This window comes from Dyadobacter soli, from assembly GCF_900101885.1.
Classification (GTDB): domain Bacteria; phylum Bacteroidota; class Bacteroidia; order Cytophagales; family Spirosomataceae; genus Dyadobacter; species Dyadobacter soli.
The window spans coordinates 322,196-344,886 of record NZ_FNAN01000008.1; the positions used below are offsets into that span (position 1 = coordinate 322,196).

Sequence of the window (22,691 nt, forward strand, 5' to 3'; positions counted from 1 at the left end):
TATGCTAACGAAAGGTGTGTGTTGCCAGCGGGGCTGAAAATTTCAGCCCCGCTAACGCATTACTTAATATACCGAAAATCCTCCCCGCCTTTCAGCGACAGAAGCACATCGTACATCAGTTGTATTACATTCTGCACGTCCTCTTTGGCAACCATTTCCACGGTGGTGTGCATGTATTTCAATGGTAATGAGATCAATGCGGACGCAATGCCTTCTGTGGAGTAGGCAAAAGAATCCGTATCGGTGCCGGTAGAGCGGCTTACTGCCTGGCGCTGGAAGGGAATGTTTTTCTCTTCCGCCACGCGGATCAGCATATCGCGGACATTGTTCTGCACCGCCGGGCCGTAGCAAATTACCGGACCATTGCCGCATTTCAGATCGCCCTGCTCTTTCTTGTTGTACATCGGCGACTGGGTATCGTGCGTTACGTCCGTACAAATCGCCAGATCCGGCTTCAAACGACGCGAAATCATCTCCGCACCGCGCAAACCGATTTCTTCCTGCACCGCGTTCACGACATACAATGTAAACGGCAGCTTCACATTGTTTTCATGCAGCATCCGCGCCACCTCCGCGATCATGTACCCGCCCATGCGGTTGTCGAGCGCGCGACCGAGGTAGTATTTGTCGTTCAGCTCGTCGAGGCCGTCCGCGAATGTTACCACAGTACCTACATGAATGCCCATTTCAAGCACTTCGTCTTTTTTGGCAGCGCCCACGTCGATGAAAAGCTCGTGTACTTTGGGCACCTGGTCTTTGGCGGTGTCGCGCACGTGGATCGCCGGCCAACCGAAAACGCCTTTCACCACGCCTTTGGCCGTGTGCAGGTTAACACGCATCGAAGGCGCGATGGCCGCGTCGGAACCGCCATTCCGGCGCACGTGAATGTAGCCGTCTTCTGAAATGTAGTTTACGAACCACGAGATCTCGTCGGAATGTGCTTCGATCACTACTTTGTAATCCTGGCCCGGGCCGATAACACCCACAGCCGTGCCGTACACATCGATAATCTGTTCTTCAATATAGGGCTTGATATAGTCGAGCCATATCTGCTGACCGGTGGATTCGAAGCCGGTCGGCGAAGCATTGTTCAAGTACTTATAAAGGAACTCTTTGCTCTGATCTGACATACTTTTAATTTAAATAACCACTAATAATGATGTTTTCGAAGGTACTTCCACCACGCGCAAAAACGCCGCTTCCGCAGATAGCCGAGGTCGCGCTCGTGGGCGTAAGCTTCCCTTTCAAACGAAATATGAAGATAGGCTAAATAATGGCTTCTGAATTGTACATATCGGATTAAATATTCGACCAGATACCACACATAAAAGATAACCAACCCCATTTCAAGCTGTTGCTTCAAATGAATGCGTTCGTGATTGAGAAAGACCTCCGATGGCGTTTTACGCTTCGATAAAATAAATGGAAACAGCGCCATTCCGTCGACCCGGAGCGATGGCACATTGAGCAGGAAACCTTTGATGTGCATAGTGAGTGTGGTTTGTTGTGGGGGGACGGTATGCTTTTATGACCGCCGACCGATGACAGCCGACGGCCGATCACTTGTTCTTTTAGTACGAGCGATCGGCGGTCGGTCGTCAGCGGTCGGCGGTCACTTGTTCTACAATCATGCGATCGGCGGTCGGTCGTCAGCGGTCGGCGGTCACTTGTTCTACAATCACGCGATCGGCGGTCGGTCGTCAGCGGTCGGCGGTCATTTACAAATGTCACCAAAAAAATCGGGTTGCGAAACGCTGTCGTTCCGCAACCCGATGCATTGTATCTGCAACGAAACTATTCTCCGTTGAAACGGCTGATATCCAGCACTTCGAACTCCATCATACCGGCGGGAACCTTGATTTCTGTTGTTTCTCCTACCTTTTTACCCAAAAGACCTTTGCCGATCGGCGAGCCCACGGAGATTTTGCCTGTTTTCAGATCGGCCTCTTCTTCCGACACCAGTGTGTAGGTAACTTCCATTCCATTCTTACGGTTTTTGATCTTCACCTTGGAAAGTACTGAAACCTGGGAAGTGTCCATCGACGACTCGTCGATCACGCGTGCGTTGGACATGATTTCTTCCAGTTTGGCGATTTTCATTTCGTGCATACCCTGTGCGTCTTTGGCCGCGTCGTACTCTGCATTTTCACTTAAATCACCTTTATCCCGCGCTTCTGCAATTTGTCGTGCAATCTCCGTGCGGCCTTTGGTTTTCATCTCATTCAGCTCGTTCCTCAGCTTGTTTAGTCCTTCTTCCGTGTAGTATGAAATTTTAGCCATGACCTTTTATATTGTTTTATAAGACTTTTTGATTTTTGAAATTCTACATAAAAAAAAAGAACGGCTCAAAGACCGCTCTACAGAGTTAACGATACTCTCGTAGAAGGCTAGAAGACCTTTTCTTTTCGGTTGATATATGATTTTGTGTTCACCATAATTTTCTGTTAAGAACGACAAAATTAACAATATTTGTGAATGGTAGCACCATTTTTATCCAAAAGCGCCATCTGATATGTCAAATCCATTGAGAATTATTTTTATGGGGACGCCCGAATTTGCAGTCCCAAGTTTACAAAGTCTGGTCGAAAGCAATTCTAATGTTGTAGCCGTCGTAACTGTTCCCGACAAGCCCGCGGGCCGTGGCCAAAAGCAGACGGCGTCACCCGTCAAAATATACGCAGAATCGCAGGGCATTCCCGTTTTGCAGCCCGAAAAGTTAAAAAATCCGGCATTTCTCGAAGCGCTGAAATCCTACAACGCCGACCTGCAAGTGGTGGTAGCATTCAGGATGTTGCCGGAAGTGGTTTGGAGCATGCCTACGAAAGGTACATTCAACCTCCACAGCTCGCTCCTGCCCCAGTACCGCGGCGCGGCGCCCATCAATTGGGCCGTCATCAACGGCGAAACCGAAACCGGCGTCACCACTTTCTTCATCGAAAAAGATATCGACACCGGAAAAATCATCTTCCAGGACCGTGAACCCATTTCCCCGGAAGACAACGCGGGTACATTATATGAACGCCTCATGCGCAAGGGCGCGAACCTTGTCGTGAAAACCGTGCAGGCCATCGAAGCCGGCAGCTACCCGCAGGAAGCACAATCCGAGCCGGAGGACATCAAATCCGCCCCGAAAATCTTCCGCGAGACCTGTGAAATAGATTGGAACAAACCCGCTGTTGAAATTCACAACTTTGTAAGAGGTCTCTCGCCGTATCCGGCAGCCTGGACGACTTTGAATGGGCTTTCGTGTAAGGTATTTAAGTCAAAAGTGATTGATTTCGAATCCGATGCATTGCCGGGTGAATTTCAAACCGATAATAAGTCCTACCTGCATTTCCGCACCGGCGACGGTTGGCTGGCTATCGAGGAGTTGCAGATTGAAGGGAAGAAGCGGATGGCGGTTGGAGATTTTTTGAGGGGGTATAAGCTTTAAAGGCTCCCTGATTTGCATTACCACACTTTTACACACAACTATATCATGGCTAACACTTATTCGCAGGTTCACCTGCATTTCATATTTGCGCCAAAGTTCCGGCACGCGCTGATTGGCGCCACATGGGAAACGTCTCTATACAAATACATTACCGGCATCGTCCAAGCCCGGCAGCACAAAATGATCGCGATCAATGGGATGAGCGATCATCTGCATATGCTGGTTGGGTTTCGCACCACGCAATCTATCGGCGACTTTATGCAGGATGTGAAGGCCGATTCGTCGCAGTGGATTAATGTCAATCGATTTTGCGGAAGCCGGTTTGAATGGCAGGCTGGGTATGGGGTGTTTTCCTATTCCAAATCGCAGGTGCCCAATGTGATCAGTTATATCCAGACGCAAAAGGAACACCATCGCAAAGTGACGTTTCGGGAAGAGTATTTGTCGTTTTTGGAGAAATTTGAAGTTGAATATGATGAGCGATATGTTTTTAAATCGCCAGAATAAAATCGCGTTAGCGATGTAATATTGGTAGCACATTAATGGACAGACGCTTCTCGGAAATCCCGTCAGGGATATAACAACATCGCCTACGCCATGCATTGCCGTTACATGCCCAAGGGCATTTTCCGAACGTCGTCTAGCACCGCTTTGCTACCAATATTGCATGCTAACGGCATTGATTATCGCGCGTTAATGTAGCCGCAGCGGGAAAATCGCGTAGCGATGTAATATTGGTAGTAAATTAATGAACAGACGGTTATCGGAAATCCCGTCAGGGATGCAACAACAGCGCCTACGCGATGCATTGCCGGTAAATGCCCAAGGGCATTTACCGGATGTCGTCTAGCACCGCTTTGCTACCAATATTACATGCCTAACGGCATTGATTATCGCGCGTTAATGTAGCCGCAGCGGGAAAATCGCGTAGCGATGTAATATTGGTAGCAAGTAAATAACACCAATGTCGGCAATCCCGTCAGGGATGCAACAACAGCGCCTACGCGATACATTGCCGTTACATGCCCAAGGGCATTTATCGAATGTTGTCTAGCACCGCCTGGCTACCAATATTACATGCCTACCGGCATTGATTATCGCGCATTAATGTCTCCGCTGCGGGAAAATCGCGTAGCGATGTAATATTGGTAGCGAGTAAATAACACCAGGTATCGGCAATCCCGTCAGGGATGCAACAATAGCGCCTACGCAATGCAATGCCGTTACATGCCCAAGGGCATTTCCCGAACGTCGTCTAGCACCGCTTTGCTACCAATATTACATGCCTAACGGCATTGCCGAAACTTGTTGATATCTTCGACACTACCAATATTACATGCCTGACGGCATTTGTCGCGGTCTTTAAATCGACCATCTTTGCAAAAAATTCATTACCTGCATGAAAATTTCAATCATCGTAGCCGCCGCCGAGAATGGCGCGATCGGGAAGGACAACCAACTGCTTTGGCGGTTGCCGGACGATCTGAAACGGTTTAAACAACTTACATTGGGCCACCCGATGATCATGGGGCGGAAGACGTTCGAATCCATCGGGAAGCCGCTGCCCGGACGGACGTCGATCGTGATCACGCGGAGTGTCGATTTTGCATTCGAAGGGGTGATTGTCGTGCATTCGTTGGAAGAAGCGTTGAAAAAAGCGGAAGAGATTGATAGTGAGGAGGCTTGCATTGTAGGCGGCGGAGAGATTTACAGGTTGTCGCAAGGCATTGCCACCCATATTTACCTCACAAAAGTGCATACTGAAATCGAAGGAGATACGTTTTTCGAAATCGAAGATCCGGGCGCGTGGACAGAGGCGGAAAGGATCATGCACGAGCCTGACGAACGTCATATTTTTCGATTTGAATTTATAAATTATATTAAAAAAGCTGATAAATAAGTACTTTTGTGGCTCGTAACCCATAGTGACTCAATGAAAGTACAAGCGTAGAATGCAAGTAGAAGTTGAAACCCTTACCATTGAATTAAGCACAGTACCCTTCGATAACCGTCCGGTTTTTATCACTGGCAATTTCTGCAAGTGGCTGCCCGACCTGGAAGAGTACCGGATGGAGATTGTAAGTCCGGGTAATTACCGCTTCCAGTTTCCCGAGGACATGGAATTGCCCTATCCCATCGAATACAAATATACTCGCGGCGGATGGAACCAGGTGGAACTCGACCGCGCAGGCCGCCCCTACGGCAACCGCATTATCAAAGCCGGTGAAACGCTCGTTCATGACAATGTGATCCGCTGGCAAACCGACATTTCTGCCAAAACGGACCATTCACCTATTGTTGAAACCGTTTCCGAAGCGTTTGAAATTGCCCAGTTCAGCCGCACGCGCCGTGTACGTGTGCTGCTCCCACACGAGTACTACGAAAATCCCGATCAACGCTACCCGGTACTTTACATGACCGACGGCCAGAACCTGTTCGGCGAGGGTTCGGAATATGGTAATTGGGAAATAGATAAAAGCCTCACCGCGCTCGCCAAAGAGCATAAAGCCGGTGTGATTATCGTTGCAGTAGATCACGGTGAAGAGGACCGCGTACAGGAGCTTTCGCCTTACGACAACGCCAAACTCGGTAAAGGATATGGCGCAAAATTCCTGCAATTCATCGCGGGACCGCTCAAAACGCATATCGACACTAAATACCGCACCAAAACCGACCGGTTGAACACCGGTATCGGAGGAAGTTCGGTCGGCGGGTTGCTCAGCATTTACGCCGCGCTGATGTTTCCGCAGACGTTCGGCAAATTCATGGTATTCTCGCCGGCGCTGTGGATCTCCGAGAAAATCTACTTCGACGCCGTGCACTTCTTCGAGCCATTCGAAACGCGCATTTATCTGTACGCCGGCGGCAAGGAAGGCGCGCACATGATCCCGAACGTCACGAAACTCCAAGAAACGCTGGAAACCCAAAGCTTCGGTTACAGCCGGGTAAAAATCAAATCATCGGTAGACGCGAAAGGCGAACACGAAGAAAGGCAATGGAACAAAGAGTTCCCCCTGGCTTTCGAGTGGTTGTTTTTTGAATAAAGGAGAAAAGGGAAGAAAGGGAGGATGGAAGAAAGGGACAAAGTAATGCAAAAGCACACTTCCTCCCCTTCCTCCATCCTCCCTTTCTCCATTAAAGAATATACTGACTCAAATCCCGATTCTTCACCAATGCCGACAGCCTGTCCTGCACCATTTCGGCGGTGATGGCGATATGGGAGCCGTCGCCGATGACGTCGGGGATGTCGAACATGAAGTCGTTGAGGAGTGAGCTCATGACGGTTTGGAGGCGGCGGGCGCCGATGTTTTCGACTTCGCTGTTGACTTCGAATGCAATGCGGGCGATTTCCCGTAATGCCCCGTCTTCAAATTCGAGTTCTACGCCTTCGGATTCCATCATGGCGCTGTATTGCTTCGTCAATGCGTTTTTAGGCGCTTTGAGTATCTGGTAAAAATCACCTTCCGTGAGGCTATTGAGCTCAACGCGGATCGGGAAACGGCCTTGGAGCTCGGGAATGAGGTCGGATGGCTTTGAAACGTGGAATGCTCCTGCGGCGATGAAGAGAATGTGATCGGTATTGATCACGCCGTGCTTGGTGTTGACCGCGCTGCCTTCGACGATCGGCAGCAAATCGCGCTGCACGCCTTCGCGGCTCACGTCGGGGCCGCTTCCGCCGGAGCGACTTGAAGCCACTTTATCTATTTCATCAATAAAAATAATACCGAGGTTTTCCGCTTTTTGAATGGCTTCGAGTTTCACCTCGTCCATATCGATGAGCTTCGACGCTTCTTCGTCCAAAAGCAGTTTGCGGGCTTCCTCGACGGTTACCTTGCGTTTTTTACCCCGGCGCGGCATCATATTGCCGATCATTTCCTGGATATTCATCATCGAAACGTCATCTACCGCCCCACCGATCATGCCTACATTAGGCATCTGGTTCTGCTGCACTTCGATGTCAATTTTGCGGCTATCGAGCTCTCCGTTACGGATCTTCTCGCGGAAACGCTCGCGGGTGCGCTGGTTGAGTTCGGCATCGCTCTGCGGCATTTCTTCCGATCCATTGTCGGTGACAGGCTTGGCAGAACCCGAGCCATGGACCGGTGGGATCAGTGCGTCGAGGATAATGTCTTCCACCGCCTGCTCCGCTTTGATCTTCACTTCTTCTTTTTTCTGCAAGCGCACCATGCCTACCGCCTGCTCCACGAGGTCGCGGACCATGCTTTCGACGTCGCGGCCTACGTAGCCGACCTCCGTAAACTTGGAAGCTTCCACTTTCACGAATGGCGCATCGGCTATTTTGGCCAGCCGGCGGGCGATTTCGGTTTTACCCACGCCGGTAGCGCCTATCATTAATATATTATTCGGGATAATCTCCCGCTGAATGTCCTCCGGACTGTTCATGCGCCTCCACCGGTTGCGCAATGCGATGGCGACATTGCGTTTCGCGTCATTTTGTCCGATGATATATTGGTCGAGCTCGAAAACGATCTGACGCGGTGTAAGGCGGTTAAGGTGTTCTGTCATTTGTTTGCTATGGATTCGAAACCCCGTTCACTGCACCGCATTCTGAAAGAGCACGATCGGTGATCAGGAGTTAATGTGTAATGAATTTTGTGAAGGCGGCCTGTCGCCTCCGTCCGTTAACGCTAAAAAGAACTATGCCGGTACAAAATGGCAGAAAACCTGCCGTTGGTAAATCTTTGGCCCCATTACTTTTTGTTCTCTGCCCTTCGATTACTTTTGTCCCTGCATTTGTAATTCCGAAACAGTAAAAAAGAATTATTTCCAACATGAAAAAACTCCTGACCTGCCTTTTTACCGTTATTGCATCGCTGCAATTATCCTACGGGCAAGGTACTGCCAATCTGGTCGATTATGTGAACCCTTTGATGGGTACGCAGTCGAAATTCAGCTTATCTGCCGGTAACACTTACCCGGCCATTGCCCTGCCCTGGGGTATGAACTTCTGGATGCCGCAAACCGGCAAAATGGGCGACGGATGGGCTTATATGTACGACGCCGAGAAAATCCGCGGTTTCAAACAAACCCACCAGCCGAGCCCTTGGATCAACGATTACGGCCAGTTCGCGATCATGCCCATTACCGGCAAGCTGAAAATCGACGAGGAAGCCCGTGCAAGCTGGTTCTCCCACAAGGCCGAAACGGCCAAGCCGCATTATTATAAGGTATACCTGGCGGATTATGACGTCACTACGGAAATCGCGCCGACCGAGCGTGCCGCTCAATTCCGTATTACCTTCCCGAAAGCCGACACTTCTTACGTGCTTCTGGACGCATTCGACAGGGGTTCTTATGTAAAAGTCCTTCCGAAAGAGCGCAAGATCATTGGTTATACCACCAAAAACAGCGGTGGTGTACCGGCCAATTTCAAGAACTACTTTGTTTTGGTTTTTGATAAACCATTCACATTCTCCTCAGCATTCCACGGCAAAACGCTGGCAAAAGATACGCTGGAACTCAGCGCAGCTCACGTAGGTGCGGTAGTTGGTTTTAAAACAAAAAGAGGCGAGCAGGTCGGCATCAAAGTTGCCTCGTCTTTTATCAGCCCCGAACAAGCAGAGCTGAACCTGACACGCGAACTGGGCAACGATTCTTTCGACGCAACAATGACGAAAGGCGAGCAAGCCTGGAACACGGAACTTTCGCGCATTAAAGTGGAAGGCGACAATATCGATCAGATCCGCACATTCTATTCGTGCCTGTACCGCGTGCTGCTATTCCCTCGTAAGTTTTATGAAATGGACAAGGCCAACAAAGTGGTGCATTACAGCCCGTACAATGGCGAAGTGCGCCCGGGTTATATGTTTACCGACAATGGCTTTTGGGATACATTCCGCGCGGTGTTCCCATTCTTCACGCTCATGTACCCGACGCTGAACGCGCACATTATGGAGGGCCTCGCCAATGCATACGACGAAAGCGGCTTCCTGCCTGAATGGGCCAGCCCCGGCCACCGCGATTGTATGATCGGTTCGAACTCCGCTTCGCTGATCGCCGATTCCTACATTAAAGGTATCCGCGGTTACGACATCAATAAACTGTATGAGGCTATTCTGAAAAACACGCAGAATGCAGGACCGGTTAGCTCGGTAGGCCGTTTTGGACACGAGTATTACAATGAGCTGGGCTATGTTCCCTATGATGTAAAAATCAATGAGAATGCTGCCCGCACGCTGGAATACGCTTATGCGGATTTCTGTATTGCGCAGTTGGCGAAAGAACTGAAAAAGCCGCAATCGGAAGTGGATTTGTATTTAAAAAGAAGCCAGAACTACAAAAACCTCTTCGATCCTGAAACGAAATGGATGCGCGGTAAAAACAAAGACGGCAAGTTCCAGGCGCCATTCAATCCATTCAAATGGGGCGACGCATTTACCGAAGGCAACAGCATTCACTACACGTGGTCGGTGTTCCAGGATGTGAAAGGGTTGATCAACCTCGTGGGCGGCCGCGAAGCATTCGTGCAGAAACTCGATACGGTTTTCAAATTGCCGCCGGTATTCGACGACAGCTACTACGGCTTCCCGATCCACGAAATCCGCGAAATGCAGATCATGAATATGGGTAACTACGCCCACGGTAACCAGCCGATCCAGCACATGATTTACCTGTACAACTACGCAGGCGCACCCGACAAAGCACAGTACTGGACACGTCAGGTCATGAAAAGACTCTATCAGGCGACGCCGGATGGCTATTGCGGAGATGAAGACAATGGCCAGACTTCCGCATGGTACGTATTCTCTTCGCTGGGCTTCTACCCTGTTACGCCGGGTACGACGCAATACGTAATCGGCTCGCCGCTGTTCAAAAAGGCGACGCTGACCATGGAAGACGGCAAGAAATTCACCATCGAAGCACCGGCGAGCAACGAAAGCAACCTGTACATCCAGGGCGCGAAGCTGAATGGCAAGTCGTATGACAAAACTTACCTCGAACATGCCGACATTCAGAAAGGCGGTTCCGTACAGTTCGATCTGACAGGCAAGCCTTCGAAAAGCTGGGGAACGAAGCCGGAAGCGGTTCCGTTTTCGCTGACGAAGTAATAAGCAATGGCACGAAGCTCTTGCTTCGTGCTTACTATTCGCAGGCCTCCGGCCGGTCTTACATACCCGACCGGCCAGAGGCCTGCGAATAGTATGTGTGAAGCAGGAGCTTCACACCATCTTAACCCAAACATCACCATGAAACTAGTACTCACATTAATTACTGTCGCCGTCTTCTGCGCCGCGATCCCGCGCGCACAGGACGACGAGCTTGCCAAAAGCATCGAGCGCGGCAAAATGATTTATTCCGAAAACTGTATTTCGTGCCACATGGGCACGGGCGAAGGCATTACGGCCACATTCCCGCCGCTCGCAAAATCGGATTACCTGATGAAAACGCCTGAGAATGCGATCCAGGCGATCAAATTCGGGCTGATCGGGAAGGTGACTGTGAATGGCGTTTCTTATGATAACATGATGCCGGAACCAGGCCTGGCCAACGAGCAGATCGCCGACGTGATGAATTACATTATGAACTCCTGGGGCAATTCCTCGGAGAAGAAAATGATCACGGTGAAAATGGTAGAGGCCGTAAAACCGGCGGAGGAAAAGTAGCAACGACTTTTCAAGGCTGCGCGTTAAGCCGCATTGTCCCAACGGACGATGCGGCTTTTTTAATGGTCAATATATCTATGTAACAGCCCATTAGCTACTATTTTAAATAAATCTAAATAAAACCTTGCCTGCTAAAAATTCCCGACAGATATTTGCGGCTCGTTAACTATTTAGTCCAATTTTAGATAAATGAAAAGATTTTATATTTTCTTCCTATTCCTGCTCGCAAGCGTCTCCGCATTTGCGCAAAACGGCAGAATATCAGGACAGATACTGAGCTCGGACGGGCAACCGGCAGAGCAAGTTTCGGTCGGAATTAAAGGAACAGCCCGCGGTGCCGTATCGGACAATCAAGGAAAATTCACAATTGAGAGAGTAAAACCGGGCAGCTACACATTGCTTGTAAGCTTCGTAGGGTTAGCTACCCAGGAGAAGGAAGTAACGGTGGCGGCCGGCGAAACGGTGAGCGTTTCTTTCACCCTTTCCGAGAGCGCCAACGAGTTGCAGGAAGTAATCGTGAAAAGCGGTACCACCTACAAATCGGACCAGTTTTCATCCAGTATGAAACTCCTCACGCCGATCCTCGAAACACCTCAGAACGTACAGGTCGTTACTTCAAAAGTACTGGCCGACCAGCAGGTGATCAGCATGAGCGACGGCCTGATCCGCAACGTCAGCGGCGCCGTCCGTCTCGAACACTGGGGCGATATGTATGCCAATATCAGCATGCGCGGCTCGCAGATCCAGGCATTCCGTAACGGTTTCAACGTGGTGAACTCCTACTGGGGCCCGCTGACGGAAGATATGAGCTTCGTGGACCACATCGAATTCGTGAAAGGTCCGGCCGGCTTCATGCTCGCGAATGGCGATCCCAGCGGCTTGTATAATGTGGTTACCAAAAAACCTACCGGCCAGACGAAAGGCGAAGTAGGTATCAATGTGGGCAGCTTCGGACTTTACCGCGCTACCCTCGACCTCGATGGTAAACTGAGCAAAGACAGCAAGTTCCTCTACCGCCTCAATGTGGCTGCGCAAAACAAAGGTTCGTTCCGTCCTTATGAATACAACAACCGTTACAGCATTGCCCCGGTAGTTTCGTATCAAATCGACGAAAAGACCAAGCTGACGGCTGAATACACATTGCAATATGCCAAAATGTCGAACGTAGGATCGTTCTACGTGTTTTCGCCTGATGGCTATGCCACATTACCGCGTGATTTCACGACAATGCCTGCGGGTTTGCCTCCTACAAAAATCAAAGACCACAGCGTTTTCGTGAACTTGCAGCACAATTTCAACTCCGACTGGAAACTGACTGCACAAGTGGGCTATTTCAATTATCAACTGGGCGGAAGCAGCATGTGGCCGGATTCTATCAAACCGAATGGCCTTATGTACCGCGGTGTCGGCCTCTGGGATGCGAAAAGCGAAATGACGCTCGGACAGGTATTTATCAATGGTGACGTTAAAACGGGCGCAGTAAGACACCGCATTCTCGGTGGTATCGATATCGGTAGCAAAAACTACTTCGCCGACTGGTCGCAATCCTACTCGCTCGACTCCGCTGGCGCTGAATTCGATCCGAGAAACCCATATTACGGTACTCCTGTGATGGGTTACCCGGTGTTTGACCGTTCGATGGATCTCGAATCCCGTGCGGCGGCAGGCGGCGGCTTACAGAACCAGGATTACACCGGTCTTTATTTGCAAGACGAGCTCAGCTTCCTCGAAAACCGCATCCGCCTTACATTGGCCGGTCGCTATACTTATGTGAAACAATCGGCATATGGCGGCCCGGACGACGAGGCCAAGCATTTCACACCGCGCGTGGGCCTGAGCATCTCGCTGACTAAGAATACTTCCTTGTATGCATTGTACGACCAGGCTTTTATCCCGCAATCAGGCCGTTTGGTAACTGGCAAAGTGAAACCGATAACTGGTAACAACACCGAGTTTGGTGTGAAACGCGACTGGGCCGAAGGACGCTGGAATACTACCCTCGCATTTTACCGTATCCTGAAAAACAACGAGCTTACCGGCGACCCTAACAGCGGGCCGAACTCAGGCCTGAGCATTGTTTTGGGTCAAAAAAGAGCACAAGGTGTTGAATTTGACCTTCGCGGCACGATTATCAATGGCCTTAACCTGACAGCCAACTACGCCTACACCATTTCGGAAGTGACAAAAGTTGCCGAAGGCGTAACCGACGTAAAAGTAGGCGACCTGATCCCGGGCTATGCGAAACACACCGCGAACGGATGGTTGAGCTACAAAGTACAACACGGTTCATTGAAAAATGCCGGTATATCGGCCGGTGTCACTTACTACGGCGGCCGCGCAACTACCAACTGGTCATCCACCAACACCAGCCTCAACCAGCCCGACTATTTCAAACTGGACGGAGGTTTGTTCTGGGAGAAAAACAACATCCGCCTGACAGCCAATGTGTTCAACATTCTGGACAAATACCTGTACAGCGGCGGTTATTATGATTGGTTGAAATCCTACTACTGGCAGGCCGATCCTCCGAGAAACTACCGTTTGAGCGTTACTTATAAGTTTTAATAGATAGTTAGATCAAATGCAAAAAGGCTTCCCAATGGAAGCCTTTTTTGTGTTTATGCAAAATCAGGTGGTCATACGGCGTGGGCCATCACCAGTTGAGCGCCCTTGATGAATTTCTTCGCAAGCGCATCATATTTTTCATGAATGTCCTTTTTAGCATTAAACTCCTTTCCTACTTGTGTAAATGCTTCCAATTCGGAGAAACTTTTGACCACGCCGAGCGCTTTCAGTCCCATCATAGCCGCTCCTACCGCCCCGGTTTCGACGGTTTCATTCAGTTTTACGGTTTTCCCAAAAACATCGGACAGCATTTGCACCCAGGTAGCACTGCGGGCAAAGCCGCCATTGGCATAGATCGTATCGATTTCCTGCATTTCCATCAGTATTTTACCAATGCTGTACAAATTCAGCAAAATACCTTCCATCACCGCCCGCGCGAAATGCGCACGGGTATGCGTGATGTCGAGCCCCGAAAAGCCGCCGCGAACGGACGAGCTCCAAAGCGGTGCACGTTCGCCAAGCAAATAAGGATAGAACAGCAATCCTTCCGAGCCGGGCTTAATGCCCTCCGCTTCCTTGAAAACGGCGTCATACTCCTCTTTTGGAAAGAAAGTATTCATGAGCCATTCGAAAATAACGGCTCCGTTGTTAGACGGCCCTCCGACGATGTAGGTCTTTTCGTCGAGCACATAGCAGAACGTCTGCATCAGCGGATCGGAAAATGGCTTGGCGGAGCAAATGCGCACAGCCGCACTGGTACCGATCGTGACGGCCATGGAGCCGGTCTTAATGGCCCCGCTGCCGAGGTTCGCCAGGCAGCCGTCGCTCGCGCCCATGATTAGCGGGATACCTTCCGCCAGTTTGGCCGCATTGTCCTTAGGTAGTTTTACAATATGATAGGGTGATACCGCCTTGGGCAACTTCTCAACTTTCAGCCCTAGCTTTTTCAATGTATACACATCCCATTGCAGCTCGCGGATGTTGAACATGCCGGTGGCGGAGGCAATGGAGTAATCTACCAAAAATTCGCCCGTGAGCCTGTATACGATGTATTCCTTCACGCCCACAAACTTGCTCGTCTTCCGGTAGGTCTCCGGCTCGTTCTTCTTCATCCACAACAATTTACATACCGGCGTCATTGCGTGAATGGGCGTTCCGTTATTGTTGTAAATCTTCTTGCCTACCTGGGAGGCGCGCAACTTCGTCGCGACGTCGGCACTGCGGTTATCGGCCCAGATAATGAGGTTGGTGAGTTGTTTGCCGTCTTTATCGAGCGCCAGCACGCCGTGCATAGCCGCGCTGAAACTGATACCAGTCGGATCACCGTGCTCTTCGCATTTTTTTACAACTGTCTGCAATGTTTTACAGGCTGCCTGAAAAATCTCGTCCGGGTCTTGCTCGCTCCAATCCGGCCGCGGATGCTGCATTTCATAACTTTCACTGTGCGAAGCGAGGATTGTCCCGGAAACGGTATCAAAAGCGACTGATTTGACGTTTGTTGTGCCGATATCACAACCGATAATATAGGGCATTGGCAATTGTTTTAGAGGCAAAAACCGCATTCCCGCGCAAGGGAACGATGGCCTGTGATTAGTGAAACAAAAGTATGGATTTTGGGATTGATTTATTATTTTCGCAGCATCGAAAGCTATTAATACATTCCGAATATGTCTGAAACATCACATACCGAGTCTCATTCGCTGCCCACATTTGCTTACGTCGCGGCGTTCATCATCCTTTTCATTATCCTGGCAGTAGTTGGTGACCTGTTCACATTCATCCTCGGAACCATCGGTCTGGTTGTGACTTTCGCTGCATTTTACAAAGACAACAGCCACGACGATCACCATTGACATCGCGCCCGAAAGGGCATGATCATATTCAACGAACGGCCAGCCCGGGAAGCACATCTACCACTTCCCAATCGAGCTGGCCGTTCGTTTTGTTTACAGTCCAGCTTTCTTCCATCACGCAGGTATCTTCCAGGTCGCGGTACTCCGCCACGAGCTTTTCATTCCGCAGCAGCAGGCGCACGAACCCGTTGTAACCCAATGCCCGCCCTTTCATTTCCTTCCTCACCCGCGTATCGTAGTAATCGATTTTGTACAATTCACCCGCATCCGGCGGCCTGATTTCCACGGGAAGCCCGCCGTGCCCGATGCAGCGTCCGAAAGCCTGCGGCCCTTTACCGTTCCTGTCGAACCGGTAGGCGACCATGCGGTGATCGTGCCCCCAGATCCATACCACCGGCCTCTGCGCATCGCCCATGAGCTTTTGCAGCTGCTCGCCCGGCCGTGTATATTCCTCCCTGAATGCCGACATATAAGGATGGTGACTTAAAAACACGATACCGCGCGTATCCAGCGGATCGCCCAGCTTTACTACATCACGCAGCCAGGCTACCTGCTCTTTCCGCAAATGACAGTCCGGCGGCGAAAGGATCTCAAAGAACGGCCGCCCTACCGAAGTATAGCCGGTATCGATGCCGATAATGCGCCAGTATTCGTTTTCCAGGCAGAAAAAGCCGGCTTGCTGCGTCATGCGCACGTCGCCTACCTGCGCATACATAGCGGGAAGCAAGTGCTGAAAGAATGCATTGCCATTGGAATACATTTCATGGTTGCCCGAGAGCGCCAGACTGCCCGATGCGCCGTAGTACCATGAAGCATAAGGCGCGGTGAAGTTCTCCTCCACCTCTTTGGGTGTTCCTACGAAGTAAATATCGCCCATATGCACCGTGTAATCGGGTGCGTGGCGTGCCACGAGGTTGGCTATGGCATCGGATTCGGCGGTATCGCTCGCCCAATCCGAAAGCAATGCAATGCTGATCTCTTCCCTGGACGCAATGGAAGATTGCAATGGGTAAATGCCGGTGTCGTCGTTGCGCGGGTAAGCCTGGTACGGGTGCCGCGCGCCAAAGCGGCTCCGGAGGTAATGCCAGGCAAAGCCTATCAGATTGGTTTTGAAAAATTCGGAAATGACATTGGTAACCGACGACGTTTGCTCGACCCGCTTTTCGTAGAGTTCCAGCTGCGTTTTGGCGTGATTTTCCGCCTCGCTGTGGCCGAGGTCGAGGTATTTCTGCGCACGTTCTTCGGAGGTTCCGGGCATAGCGGTGCTTTTCGTGATGGGTGTTAATGGTAAATAAAAATAATTACGGGCTTAACCTCAACGATACGGACCGGATTTTCTTGAAAGTCTGCCAGTTTCATGTAACTCATTGGCACATTACCATTAGTTAAATAATCGTTTTACCATGTTGACAATCGCGTTCCATACAGTTACCTTTCGTTCAAATTTATCAACCACCAAACACAAAATCGAATGAAAAAAATTGCTATTATCTGTATGCTTTTACTGGCGGGTAAAGTCGCATCCGCACAAACCATGACCGCGAAATACACTGCCGACTGGGAACGCGCCAAGGCTTACACCAAAGAATACCTCGATGCCATGCCGGAAGATGGTTATGCATTGAAGCCGACACCGGAAATCCGCTCATTCGCAGCGCAAATGGATCACCTGGGCGACGCCAACTATGCATTCATCTCGGCGGCAAGCGGCAAAGCGAAACCCGGCGAATCACTCGAAAAACGTGCCGACCAATCGAAAGCGGCCGTAACGAAAGGCGTAATGGATAGCTACGATTTCGTACTCGCGGCCTTGAAAGGTATGACGGACGCAGACCTCGGCAAGGATGTGAAGGTATTTGGAATGGATATGAAAGCCGGTACCGCATTCGAAAAAGCTTTCGAGCACCAGACCCACCACCGCGGACAAACCACGCCGTACATCCGCATGAAAGGCGCGACGCCACCGAAAGAGAAATTATTCTAGTACAGGAAAAGAGCCGACCCACTTGGATCGGCTCTTTTATTATCAGCTCTGCCCCGAGGCCTTGCTTTTCAGATTGTAGAAGTTCAATGCGAAGAAGCTGTAAACCTTCATAAAAAACGGCGGGATGATGAAGTCGCGTATCACCTCCTTTTTCCGCTCCGGCGACGGCTCGGCCATCGAAAGGTATTTCACCGCATATTTGACCCGCGGCCAGTAAGTTTCGCCGTACTCCCTCGAAAACAGCATTTTATAGTAGTAAGTCGCGATATTCTTCGTCAGGCGGTCATGGTATTTGTATTTCAATTCCTTATCGATATTGGAATACATTTCAATGCGGTTGAAAAGAAAATCCTTACCATAATGGTTATCCGCGAAGCTCGCGCCTCCCCTTTGTTTCCGGTACACCGACATTACTTCATCGATATAACCAATCGGCCCGCGCGTGGCCAGCATAATGTTACGGGGAATATCGCCGCTGGTCGATTTATTCGTCCATTCCGGGTCCGGGTTTTTGGCAAAATCCTGCGTCCGGAACATCAGGCTCGACGTGGCGATAAAGCAAAGCTCATCTTCGCCGATCAGGTCGTCAACCGTAAATTCCTTCTTATTAATCCAATTGACGAGATGCGGCGGTGCGGCATTGTCGTCGTAGACTACCTTTGCATTGTGGAAACAGGCCGAGTAATGCGGGTTGGCATCCATCATTTCCACCTGTTTTTGCAGCTTATCGGGCACCAGCAGGTAATCGTCGCCGTCGAACTGGGCGACATATTCGCCTTTTGCAGCGGCAAATGTGGCCAATGCATTAAACTTTCCGTTAAGGCCCATGTTTTTCGGGTGTAACAAAAGCCTGATTTTATCGGGGAAACGCTGTTGGTATTCCGTTAATATTGCCCGGGTGTTGTCTTTGGAAAAATCATCTCCCACAATAATCTCGAAATCAAATGTAGTCTGCTGCATCAGGATTGAATCCAGCATTTTTCCTACAAATTTTTCGTGGTTGTAGGTGACTACACACACGCTCACTTTTATCATAGTCACTGTTTCATTGAATAAGCGGAGTCGCTCGGCACAAATTTAGCTGAATTCTCCTCAAAATCTGTACCCCGCTATTTTACGGTTCTTTTATCGGGCGCCCCGGGCACATAACGGCAATGCGTCAAAATAAATTCGGCCCGAAATGAATCCGCCGGCGTGATCGTTTAATTTTGGTACCGTTTTACATCCATACCAGACGAATGCTTGCTTCCCCTACTACCGACAAACACCCGATATTCCGCAAACCTCAGATATTTAACCAATTTCCCGAACTGGTTGCCGCCGAAAGCACACGCCACGGTGGTGTGAGTAACGGCCATTATGCATCGCTGAACCTCGGCGGCTCACAGGACAGCCCCGAAAACATCATGCAAAACAACCTGATATTTTTCGGCGCATTGGGCATCCCGTTCGAAAACGTCGCGAAGGCGCACCAGGTGCATGGTACCGACATTGTAACCGTCACCAAACCCGCCCGTTTCGAAGGATTCGATGCATTGGTTACGAACGTGAAGGGCATTCAGCTAGCCGTTACCGTGGCCGATTGCACGCCTATTCTTATTTACGACCCGGTAACAGGCGCGGTAGCCGCCATACACGCGGGCTGGCGCGGGACCGTGGGCGGGATCGTCGAAAAGTCGGTCGCGGCGATGCAGGCGAACTACGGCACCAGGGCCGAAGATTGCGTTGGCTATGTGGGTACTTGTATCGATGAATGCAGTTTTGAAGTGGGCGATGACGTGGCGCAGCATTTCACCCCGGTCTATAAACGCCGCGACGATAGCACCAGCAAGTTTTTCGTAGACCTCAAAGCCTCCAACCGCGACCAGCTCATCCGCAGCGGTTTAAGACCTGAAAATATCGAAGTATCACCCTATTCGACCGTGCTGCACAACGAAGATTATTTCTCTCATCGTGCAGAGAAAGGCCTCACCGGCCGCCTGCTGGTGACGATCGGCCGCATTGCCTGATACAAAGCAGAACGACCAGCAACGGAATGCGCTGCTGGTCGTTCTAATGGATTTCCTTCCGGAAATTATGCGTTTTCAGGCGCAGGGGCCGATGCCGGTGCAGGAGCTTTCGGAGCAGCTGCTGGTTTTGCGGGAGCAGCTTTGGGAGCTGCCGCTTTTGCAGCAGGTTTCGGAGCGCTTGCTTCTTTACCTACGGTTGGTTTCGCAGGAGCAGCTACCGGCGCCTTAGATGAGGCTGCCGCCACTAGTGCCGCTACTTTTTCCTTTTTCTCTGCTTTGGATTGCTTCACTTCCTTTTTATCCTTTACTTTTTTCTCGGCATTCTTAGCCTCTTTGGCCTTTTTCTTCTGGGTTTCTTTTTCAAACTTGGCTACTTTCTTAGCCAGTTTGGCGGCCGCTTTCTCGATCGATTTCTTTATTTTTTTCGAGCCGGCAGTGACTGCTTCAATCTTTCCGGTAAGTGTTTCAGCAATCTCTGTCGATAACTTCTTGGTAGCGGATTTCATAAATCTGATATTAAGAATTTCATAAATGATACATGGAGCCCGGCCCCGCAGAGGGGCTAAAATGCGTCAAATTTGACGTCAGACAATAACCTACAAATACCCATTAATAATTTATAAATCGCAAATTTTTGGGATTATTTTTATGTTATCTTTTTTCTCACAAAGTCCCATAATACGATTCCCGCTGACACTGATACGTTAAAAGAATGCTTGGTACCGAACTGCGGGATTTCCAGGCAACCATCCGCTTCGGCGATCGCCGCGTCATCCACGCCTTCTACCTCATTACCAAATACAAAAGCATAGGGCGATGCCGGCTCCGGCTCGAAATTTTGCAGCAGCACGCTTCCTTCGGCCTGCTCTACACACCATACCTTGTAGCCCTGTGATTTCAATGTCTTTACCGCCTCCGCCGCACTCGGGCATTTTTCCCAGGCTACCGACATTTCAGCCCCAAGCGCACTGCGCGTGATCTCGCGGTGCGGTGGCTCCTGTGTGTAGCCGCAAAGCATTATTTTCTCCGCCCGCAATGCGTCTGCCGTCCGGAAGAACGATCCGATATTGTTGAGGCTCCTGATATTGTCCAGCACGATTACGAAAGGAAATTTTTCCGATCCCTTAAATTCTTCGACCGACATTCGGTCCATTTCATCTACACTCAGCTTGCGCATGAATTTCTCTCGGTTGATTTCATAAAAAAAGGTTTCTGCACCTGGTACAGAAACCCTTTTCCGGTATGGTAAGAATAAATTACTTAATCTTGGTAATCAGCTCTACGATGTTCTTCACGCCCAGTTTTTCGAAAATACGGGCCTTGTAAGTACTTACGGTAGATAGCTGCAAGTTCAGCTTTTCTGCAATTTTTGCGGTTCCCAAGCCTTCCTTCAAAAGGTTCATTACGTCGGTTTCACGCGGCGACAAGCTCACGATCGGGTCCGGCATGTATTCCTTTGGATTAATGAGACGGTTGATATTCATTTGCTGCATATCTTCGCTCATGTACTTTTTGTTGTTCAGAACGCTCATAACGGCGGTTTTGAATTCTTCTTCCGGCGCATCCTTCGACAGGTAGCCATCGGCTCCCGCTTGCAGGTACATCAGCCCGTAAAGCTGCTCGTCGTAGCTCGAAAACATCAGAATCCTGATACCCGGCGACTTCGCACGGATCGTTTCCACCATTTTAGTGGTGTTGCCGCCCGGAATATTGATGTCCAGGATCAGGAGGTCATAAGCCTTCGTCTCGAGTTCCTGAAGAATTTTATCAAAATCGTCAACGTCCGAAATTGCTGAATCCGGAATTAGTGATTTGAGGAGGTGTTTGGTACCGATTCTTACCACGGCGTGGTCTTCGGCGATCAGTATGTGTTTCATGGATGGGTTGGGTCCAATGGATGTAAAAAATACTGGTGTCAAATTAATCCGGTCAATCAGTTTCCAGCCTGATGATTGCCCTTGAACTGAAAATCCTGATTACCAACCAGTACAATTTTTGTACATTCAGATTGAACTGATTTGATGAATTAACAAAAATAGTAATCAGCATTGTATTAAACATAAAAAATATCAAATTAGTATATCAATTATTTATCAAAATCCTTGATCTGAGCACATTTAACATGTATCTCATAACTTTTGGACCGGTTGAGTAATAATTTTACACGCACTTCTCTTCGTTCCTGGACCTATCACGACACCGTCGTGGAGGTATTTCCAATGCAAAAGGCTCCCTTTCCTACTACCGTCGAATGGCTGTTTTTCAGAAAGGAACAGCTTGCCATTCAGACTTCTGACCTAATTTATTCATTTATTCTTACTTCCAAAGAATCCGGCGACATTTTGGCCGTATTTCACTGCCTGCCAGACACTCATGGCTGGGTTTCGCCCGCCTGCGCCCCGTTCGGCGGCATTATGCCTGCGGGGAAATGCGACGTGACTCAGCTAACATTCCTGCTCACCTGCGTCCGTGAATGGATAACCGATCACGGAGGAAAAATGCTAACCATTAAAACGGCGCCGTCGTGTTACGCCCCACTCATCCACGAGCTGTGTCATCGCAGCTACCTTGCTGCCGGTTTTTTACCCAATCATACCTATTCCAACCACTATATTCCTATTGCCGACCAGGCTTTCGAGCGAATTATTGAGCCTGCGGAGCGGCGCAGGTTAGCGAAAGGTAAAAAGAGCGGCCTGAGCGTGGCCATTAAACCAAGCATTTACGACAAACCGACCGAAGATCTTCTGCATTGTTGCTATACCGCCCAGGGATACACACTACCTGTCCCGCGAGGGAAAATGGTGCACATTATCAATGCTTTACCTGACCACTACCTCTCCTTCACAACCTTGCTCGGCAACCGGCCCGTCGCCACGGCATTGATGGTACACGTAAGCGATACCGTATTGTACCATTTCCTTTCCGGCTTCCTACCCGAATTCCGTTCGCTCAGCCCTTCACTGTTGCTTTTCGAGGCAGCCTACGAACTAGGCAGGGCGAGCAGGATACAAATCCTGGATCTCGGCATTTCGCTCGATCACCACGGTAACCAAAAGCCCACGCTGGCCGGTTTCAAAAAGCGCATCGGGGGCATTGAATGCCCCAAGATTATTTACAGAGCAAGGTTTTGATATTTTTTCTGATCTTCAAGCTCCGCACTCTTTTGGATATTGGGAAATTTCTTGATCTTTCTGTCCGATTCATATACCCTTGGTTACTTTA

The 22,691-nt window shown here is 49.9% G+C and carries 21 protein-coding genes; 11 read left to right on the forward strand and 10 right to left on the reverse strand.

Translation table 11 applies throughout. The features are described 5' to 3' along the window. Nucleotides 1-59 precede the first annotated feature (59 nt). The 3 genes from BLQ88_RS14980 to greA all read right to left on the reverse strand — a co-directional run bounded on the left by BLQ88_RS14980 (nucleotide 60) and on the right by greA (nucleotide 2,280). Nucleotides 60-1,130: a M42 family metallopeptidase gene (locus BLQ88_RS14980; RefSeq protein WP_090151375.1), complete on the reverse strand. Its 1,071-nt coding sequence runs from the start codon at nucleotides 1,128-1,130 to the stop codon at nucleotides 60-62. A gap of 20 nt (nucleotides 1,131-1,150) precedes the next feature. Next, a complete protein-coding gene (locus tag BLQ88_RS14985) occupies nucleotides 1,151-1,489 on the reverse strand; it encodes a hypothetical protein (RefSeq protein WP_090151378.1) in 339 nt (112 codons plus the stop codon). A 305-nt stretch (nucleotides 1,490-1,794) separates the two neighbouring features. Further along, on the reverse strand, nucleotides 1,795-2,280 hold the full coding sequence (greA, locus tag BLQ88_RS14990) for a transcription elongation factor GreA (RefSeq protein ID WP_090151381.1): 486 nt from the start codon (nucleotides 2,278-2,280) through the stop codon (nucleotides 1,795-1,797). Between the two features lie 232 nt (nucleotides 2,281-2,512). Here greA and fmt point away from each other — a divergent pair, with 232 nt between their 5' ends. From fmt to BLQ88_RS15010, 4 genes are all read left to right on the forward strand, one after another. Beyond that, nucleotides 2,513-3,433 (forward strand): methionyl-tRNA formyltransferase, encoded by a 921-nt coding sequence (fmt, locus tag BLQ88_RS14995; RefSeq protein WP_229212703.1) that lies wholly within the window; start codon nucleotides 2,513-2,515, stop codon nucleotides 3,431-3,433. A 45-nt stretch (nucleotides 3,434-3,478) separates the two neighbouring features. After that, nucleotides 3,479-3,940, forward strand: coding sequence for an IS200/IS605 family transposase (tnpA, locus tag BLQ88_RS15000; RefSeq protein WP_090151387.1), 462 nt, complete (start codon nucleotides 3,479-3,481; stop codon nucleotides 3,938-3,940). An 892-nt stretch (nucleotides 3,941-4,832) separates the two neighbouring features. Then, nucleotides 4,833-5,333 (forward strand): dihydrofolate reductase, encoded by a 501-nt coding sequence (locus BLQ88_RS15005; RefSeq protein WP_090151389.1) that lies wholly within the window; start codon nucleotides 4,833-4,835, stop codon nucleotides 5,331-5,333. 52 nt (nucleotides 5,334-5,385) lie between these two features. Continuing rightward, a complete protein-coding gene (locus BLQ88_RS15010; RefSeq protein WP_090151392.1) occupies nucleotides 5,386-6,477 on the forward strand; it encodes an alpha/beta hydrolase in 1,092 nt (363 codons plus the stop codon). Nucleotides 6,478-6,568: 91 nt separating this feature from the next. On the opposite strand, the gene hslU is transcribed toward BLQ88_RS15010, so the two are convergent. Continuing rightward, a complete protein-coding gene (hslU, locus tag BLQ88_RS15015) occupies nucleotides 6,569-7,960 on the reverse strand; it encodes an ATP-dependent protease ATPase subunit HslU (protein ID WP_090151395.1) in 1,392 nt (463 codons plus the stop codon). 266 nt (nucleotides 7,961-8,226) lie between these two features. Between hslU and BLQ88_RS15025 the strand changes: the two genes are divergently transcribed. The 3 genes from BLQ88_RS15025 (at nucleotide 8,227) to BLQ88_RS15035 (ending at nucleotide 13,623) form a co-directional block, all read left to right on the forward strand. Then, nucleotides 8,227-10,503 (forward strand): GH92 family glycosyl hydrolase, encoded by a 2,277-nt coding sequence (locus BLQ88_RS15025; protein ID WP_090151400.1) that lies wholly within the window; start codon nucleotides 8,227-8,229, stop codon nucleotides 10,501-10,503. Nucleotides 10,504-10,641: 138 nt separating this feature from the next. Beyond that, the gene (locus BLQ88_RS15030) at nucleotides 10,642-11,058 is read left to right on the forward strand and encodes a c-type cytochrome (RefSeq protein ID WP_090151403.1); all 417 of its coding nucleotides are present in this window, start codon (nucleotides 10,642-10,644) and stop codon (nucleotides 11,056-11,058) included. Between the two features lie 189 nt (nucleotides 11,059-11,247). After that, a complete protein-coding gene (locus BLQ88_RS15035; protein WP_090151406.1) occupies nucleotides 11,248-13,623 on the forward strand; it encodes a TonB-dependent receptor in 2,376 nt (791 codons plus the stop codon). 71 nt (nucleotides 13,624-13,694) lie between these two features. Here BLQ88_RS15035 and BLQ88_RS15040 read toward each other — a convergent pair whose 3' ends face one another. Then, a complete protein-coding gene (locus BLQ88_RS15040; protein ID WP_090151409.1) occupies nucleotides 13,695-15,155 on the reverse strand; it encodes a gluconokinase in 1,461 nt (486 codons plus the stop codon). 135 nt (nucleotides 15,156-15,290) lie between these two features. On the opposite strand from BLQ88_RS15040, the gene BLQ88_RS15045 reads away from it, so the two are divergent. Further along, nucleotides 15,291-15,476 (forward strand): hypothetical protein, encoded by a 186-nt coding sequence (locus BLQ88_RS15045; RefSeq protein WP_090151412.1) that lies wholly within the window; start codon nucleotides 15,291-15,293, stop codon nucleotides 15,474-15,476. A gap of 28 nt (nucleotides 15,477-15,504) precedes the next feature. Here the strand turns inward: BLQ88_RS15045 and BLQ88_RS15050 are convergent, their stop codons facing one another. Then, complete coding sequence (locus BLQ88_RS15050; protein WP_090151415.1) at nucleotides 15,505-16,734, reverse strand: metallophosphoesterase family protein; 1,230 nt, start codon at nucleotides 16,732-16,734, stop codon at nucleotides 15,505-15,507. A gap of 213 nt (nucleotides 16,735-16,947) precedes the next feature. Here BLQ88_RS15050 and BLQ88_RS15055 point away from each other — a divergent pair, with 213 nt between their 5' ends. Then, nucleotides 16,948-17,460, forward strand: a complete 513-nt coding sequence (locus BLQ88_RS15055; protein WP_090151418.1) for a DinB family protein — start codon at nucleotides 16,948-16,950, stop codon at nucleotides 17,458-17,460. A 42-nt stretch (nucleotides 17,461-17,502) separates the two neighbouring features. Here the strand turns inward: BLQ88_RS15055 and BLQ88_RS15060 are convergent, their stop codons facing one another. Next, nucleotides 17,503-18,495 carry a glycosyltransferase family 2 protein gene (locus tag BLQ88_RS15060; RefSeq protein ID WP_090151420.1) on the reverse strand — a complete coding sequence of 331 codons (993 nt, stop codon included), beginning with the start codon at nucleotides 18,493-18,495 and terminating at the stop codon, nucleotides 17,503-17,505. Between the two features lie 203 nt (nucleotides 18,496-18,698). Between BLQ88_RS15060 and pgeF the strand changes: the two genes are divergently transcribed. Continuing rightward, the gene (gene pgeF / locus BLQ88_RS15065; protein WP_090151422.1) at nucleotides 18,699-19,469 is read left to right on the forward strand and encodes a peptidoglycan editing factor PgeF; all 771 of its coding nucleotides are present in this window, start codon (nucleotides 18,699-18,701) and stop codon (nucleotides 19,467-19,469) included. Between the two features lie 65 nt (nucleotides 19,470-19,534). On the opposite strand, the gene BLQ88_RS15070 is transcribed toward pgeF, so the two are convergent. From BLQ88_RS15070 to BLQ88_RS15080, 3 genes are all read right to left on the reverse strand, one after another. Next, the gene (locus BLQ88_RS15070; protein WP_090151424.1) at nucleotides 19,535-19,975 is read right to left on the reverse strand and encodes a histone H1/H5 family protein, HCT subfamily; all 441 of its coding nucleotides are present in this window, start codon (nucleotides 19,973-19,975) and stop codon (nucleotides 19,535-19,537) included. Nucleotides 19,976-20,115: 140 nt separating this feature from the next. Then, nucleotides 20,116-20,646: an RNA methyltransferase gene (locus BLQ88_RS15075; RefSeq protein ID WP_090151426.1), complete on the reverse strand. Its 531-nt coding sequence runs from the start codon at nucleotides 20,644-20,646 to the stop codon at nucleotides 20,116-20,118. 79 nt (nucleotides 20,647-20,725) lie between these two features. After that, entirely contained in the window at nucleotides 20,726-21,346 is a 621-nt protein-coding gene (locus tag BLQ88_RS15080; RefSeq protein WP_090151429.1) for a response regulator transcription factor, read from the reverse strand. A gap of 270 nt (nucleotides 21,347-21,616) precedes the next feature. Here BLQ88_RS15080 and BLQ88_RS15085 point away from each other — a divergent pair, with 270 nt between their 5' ends. After that, nucleotides 21,617-22,600, forward strand: a complete 984-nt coding sequence (locus BLQ88_RS15085; protein ID WP_143016852.1) for a GNAT family N-acetyltransferase — start codon at nucleotides 21,617-21,619, stop codon at nucleotides 22,598-22,600. The last annotated feature ends 91 nt before the right edge of the window (nucleotides 22,601-22,691 follow it).